The organism is Streptomyces sp. 8K308 (assembly GCF_004348315.1).
In the GTDB taxonomy this organism is placed as follows: Bacteria; Actinomycetota; Actinomycetes; order Streptomycetales; family Streptomycetaceae; genus Streptomyces.
Genome location: NZ_SMKC01000507.1, coordinates 1 through 3708, shown reverse-complemented (window position 1 = coordinate 3708; position 3708 = coordinate 1). Strand labels below are relative to the sequence as shown.

General features: G+C 69.7%; 3 protein-coding genes. 1 reads left to right on the top strand and 2 read right to left on the bottom strand.

Going from position 1 to position 3708, the window contains the following annotated elements; translation table 11 throughout:
• Both E1265_RS34880 and E1265_RS34875 read right to left on the bottom strand, forming a co-directional pair.
• Positions 1 to 1183, bottom strand: a 1183-nt coding sequence (locus tag E1265_RS34880; RefSeq protein WP_243741332.1) for an endo-1,4-beta-xylanase, incomplete at its 3' end; no start/stop codon positions are given.
• 324 nt (positions 1184 to 1507) lie between these two features.
• A complete protein-coding gene (locus E1265_RS34875) occupies positions 1508 to 2536 on the bottom strand; it encodes a LacI family DNA-binding transcriptional regulator (RefSeq protein ID WP_132934962.1) in 1029 nt (342 codons plus the stop codon).
• 154 nt (positions 2537 to 2690) lie between these two features.
• Between E1265_RS34875 and E1265_RS34870 the strand changes: the two genes are divergently transcribed.
• On the top strand, positions 2691 to 3708 hold a 1018-nt coding region (locus E1265_RS34870), incomplete at its 3' end, for a glycoside hydrolase 43 family protein (protein ID WP_132934961.1).

Genomic DNA, 3708 nt, shown 5'->3' with positions numbered 1-3708 from the left:
ACTGCTGCTGCGCCTGGTCGTTCCGCGACCACTGCGTGATCCGCGCCCCGTCGTTCGTCGCCAGGTTGTACACGTCCAACGCCTTGCCGCTGTTCCGGTTCACCAGCACATACCAGGCGTTGGTGTCGACCCCGCCGGTCGGCGGCGGCGTGGTGCCCTCGTTGAGCGCGTTCAGCACCGCGGTGTAGGCGGGCTTCTTGTTGCCCGAGGCGTCGAAGAGCAGCGGGTTCTGTCCGACCCGCCACGAGTCGCTGTCCCGGATGCCCCACACGGTGATGCCCGTGCAGCGCGCGACCGCCAGGCAGGCACGGGTGACGGTGGAGTAGACGTTCGCCTGGTTCGAGCCAGAGATGTCCAGCTCCGTGATCTGCACGTCGACGCCCAGGTCGGCGAAGCGCTGCAGGTTGGCCTGGTAGTCGCCGGGCACCGAGTTGGTCAGGTGCGACTGGAACCCGACGCAGTCGATCGGCACCCCGCGCGCCCTGAAGTCCCGGACCATGTTGTAGATCGCGGTGCTCTTGGCGTTGACGCCGTCCGTGTTGTAGTCGTTGTAGCAGAGCCGCGCGTTCGGATCGGCCGCCCGCGCCGCGCGGAACGCCGCCTCGATCCAGTCGTTCCCGGTGCGCTGGAGGTTGGAGTCACGCCTGGCCCCGCTCGTGCCGTCGGCGAAGGCCTCGTTGACCACGTCCCAGGAGTGGATCTGGCCCCGATAGTGGGTGGCCACCTGGGTGACGTGGTTCATCATCGCCGACCGCAGCGTGCTGCCCGACAGGCCCTGCGCCCAGCCGGGCTGCTGCGAGTGCCACAGGAGGGCGTGGCCACGCACCGACATGCCCCGCTGCCGGGCGTGGTTGAGAATCCGGTCACCGCTGGTGAAGTTGAACTGCCCCCGGTTGGGCTCGGTGGCGTCCCACTTCATCTCGTTCTCGGCGGTGACGCTGTTGAACTCGCGGTTGAGGATCGTCGTGTAGACGCCGTCGTTGAGCCTGTTGGCGGCGACGGCCGTGCCGAAGTACCGGCCGCGCTCGGCCGCCGAGGTGCCCAGCGTCGTGCCGGCCTCGGCCGTGCCGGCCAGCGCGACGATCGTTCCCGAGGCCACGAGCACGGCGACGAGCAGCATCACCAGCGCCCTGAGCCGGCGTAACGGGGCGAGCCACGCGCCCGCCCGTATCGGTTGATCCATCTGGCCATCCCTTCTGTTGGGGGAGAGACGCAATATGGGAGCGCTCCCAAAAAGGAGCGGCCGCACCCCCCGGAGCAGAACCGATCAGAGCACCCCACGAACGGCGGCGGCGCGCCAGGCGCGGGAAGAGAAGGCCGCCCGAGCTGCCACGACGGAGGCACGGCACCCGGGGGCGCGTGGTACGGCGACCCGCTGGGCGGGCGGCGAACCTCTTCCCACCACACCCAAGCGGTTCGATACTGCGAACAGCGAACGGAACATCAGACAAGCATGGATGATAGGCGGGGCCCGCCCGGCGTCAAGGCTTTCGACGGGATTCGGGGTTCAGCCGCGAAAAGGAGCGGTGCTGTCGCGGACCACGAGCTCGGTAGCCAACTCCACGCGGCTCCGCGAGAGGGCCATCCCCTGTGCGAGGGTGATCGCCATGGTGGCGGCGGTGGCGGTGGCGGCCATGTCGGCGAGCGGCTGGCGGACGGTGGTGAGCGGCGGGGTGAGCCACTGGCTCGGGAAGAGGTCGTCGAAGCCGACGACGCTCAGATCCTCGGGAACGCGCAACCCGGCCTCGGCCGCCGCCCGGTAGACGCCGAGCGCCTGGCCGTCGGTGCTCGCGAAGACCGCCGTCGGCGGCTCCGGCAGGCGCAACAGGTCGCGGGTGTGCTTCAGGCCGTCCAGGATGTGGAATTCGCCGACGCGGACCAGCGTCGGGTCGAGGGGGATGCCGGCCAGGTCGAGGGCGGCCCGGTAACCGTCGAGCCGGGCCCGGGCGGCCAGGAGGTGTTCGGGGCCGGCGATGACGGCGACGCGCCGATGCCCGAGCTCCAGCAGGTGCCGAGTGGCGGACAGCCCGCCGCTCCAGTTGCTCGCACCCACCGACGGCACACCGTGCCCCGGCTCCCCGGTCGGGTCCACGAGCACGAACGGTATGCCCCGGGTGCGCAGCCGCTCGGCCTGCTCACCGGTCGGCCCCGAGAAAACCGAGACCACGCCGATCGGGCGGCGGGCCAGCACCCCCTCGACCCAGCCGCGCTCCGGAGTGTGACTGCCCCCGAGCTCCGAGACCACCACGGCCAGTTGGTGCTCCGCGGCCACCCGCTGCACGCCGCGGTAGATCTCGGTCGGATAGGGCCCGCGCACCTCGTGGAGGACGAGCTCGAGCAGGGCGGCCGGCCCCGCCACCTTCTGCCGCCGGTAACCGTGCCGGCGAATGAGGTCCTCGACCAGCGCACGGGTCGCCGGAGCCACGTCGGCCCGCCCGTTGACGACCTTGGAGACCGTGGCCACCGAGACCCCGGCGCGCTTCGCGAGCTGCGCGATGGTCAGCGGCTCGCCCTGGCGATCACCGGCTGCGGACATGCCGGAAGTCTAACGACACCGCTTCCGATCCTTTCGGAGAGGGAGGGCTCTTTCGCTGCCGCACACCTTGACGGCTGGCGAGGCTGTTCCTACAGTCCTCGCGACATAACGATCGGTCAACAGCCCCGAATACTTTCGAAAAGATGAGGGACCAATGTCGTCGTCTCGTCGCGATGTCAGCCGCAGGGGTGTCCTGGTGGCTGCCGGCGGTTTGGTCGCGGGCACCGCGCTACCGCTCGTCAACACGTCCTCGGCGCATGCCGCGTTACCCAGCATGGCAGCCCAGGAGCATCCCGGGGTGGCGGCATCGTGCACGAACCCGGTGATCTGGCAGGACTTCGCGGACATCGACGTGATCCGGGTCGGGGACACGTACTACTACTCGGCCTCGACCATGCACTACTCACCCGGCGCGCCCATCCTGCGCTCCTACGACCTGGTGAACTGGGAGTTCGCCGGCCACTCGGTGCCGCGTCTCGACTTCGGCGCCAAGTACGACCTGAACGGCGGCCGCGGCTACGTGCGCGGCGTCTGGGCCTCCTCGCTCGCCTACCGGCCGAGCAACCGCACGTTCTACTGGATCGGCCAGATCGACTTCGCCCGCACCTACCTCTACACCGCCACCACCGTCGAGGGCCCTTGGACCCGCCACGCCGAACTGCCACAGGTCTACTACGACGCCGGACTGCTCGTCGACACCGACGACACGATGTACGTCGCCTACGGCAACACCCAGATCAGCGTCGCCCAACTCGCACCCGACGGCCGCAGCCAGGTCCGCGCCCAACAGGTCTTCTCCACTCCCTCCAACATCGGCACCCTGGAAGGCGCCCGTTTCTACAAGATCAACGGCGCCTACTACATCTTTCTGACCCGCCCCGCCAACGGCCAGTACATCCTGAAGTCCACCAGCGGGCCCTTCGGTCCCTACACCCTGCGCCAACTCCTCCTCGACCTACCCGGCCCCATCCCCGGCGGCGGTGTCCCCCACCAGGGCGGACTCGTCCAGACCCAGAACGGCCAGTGGTACTACCTCGCCTTCGTCGACGCCTACCCCGGCGGCCGAGTCCCAGCGCTGGCCCCGGTCACCTGGACCGCCGACGGCTGGCCCCAACTCCAACTCGTGGGCGGCGCCTGGGGCACCAGCTACCCCACCCCCAACGTCCCGACCT

Excerpts from the sequence above, each read along its gene's own strand:
- E1265_RS34875 (WP_132934962.1), bottom strand. The coding sequence starts at position 2,536 with ATGTCCGCAGCCGGTGATCGCCAGGGCGAGCCGCTGACCATCGCGCAG.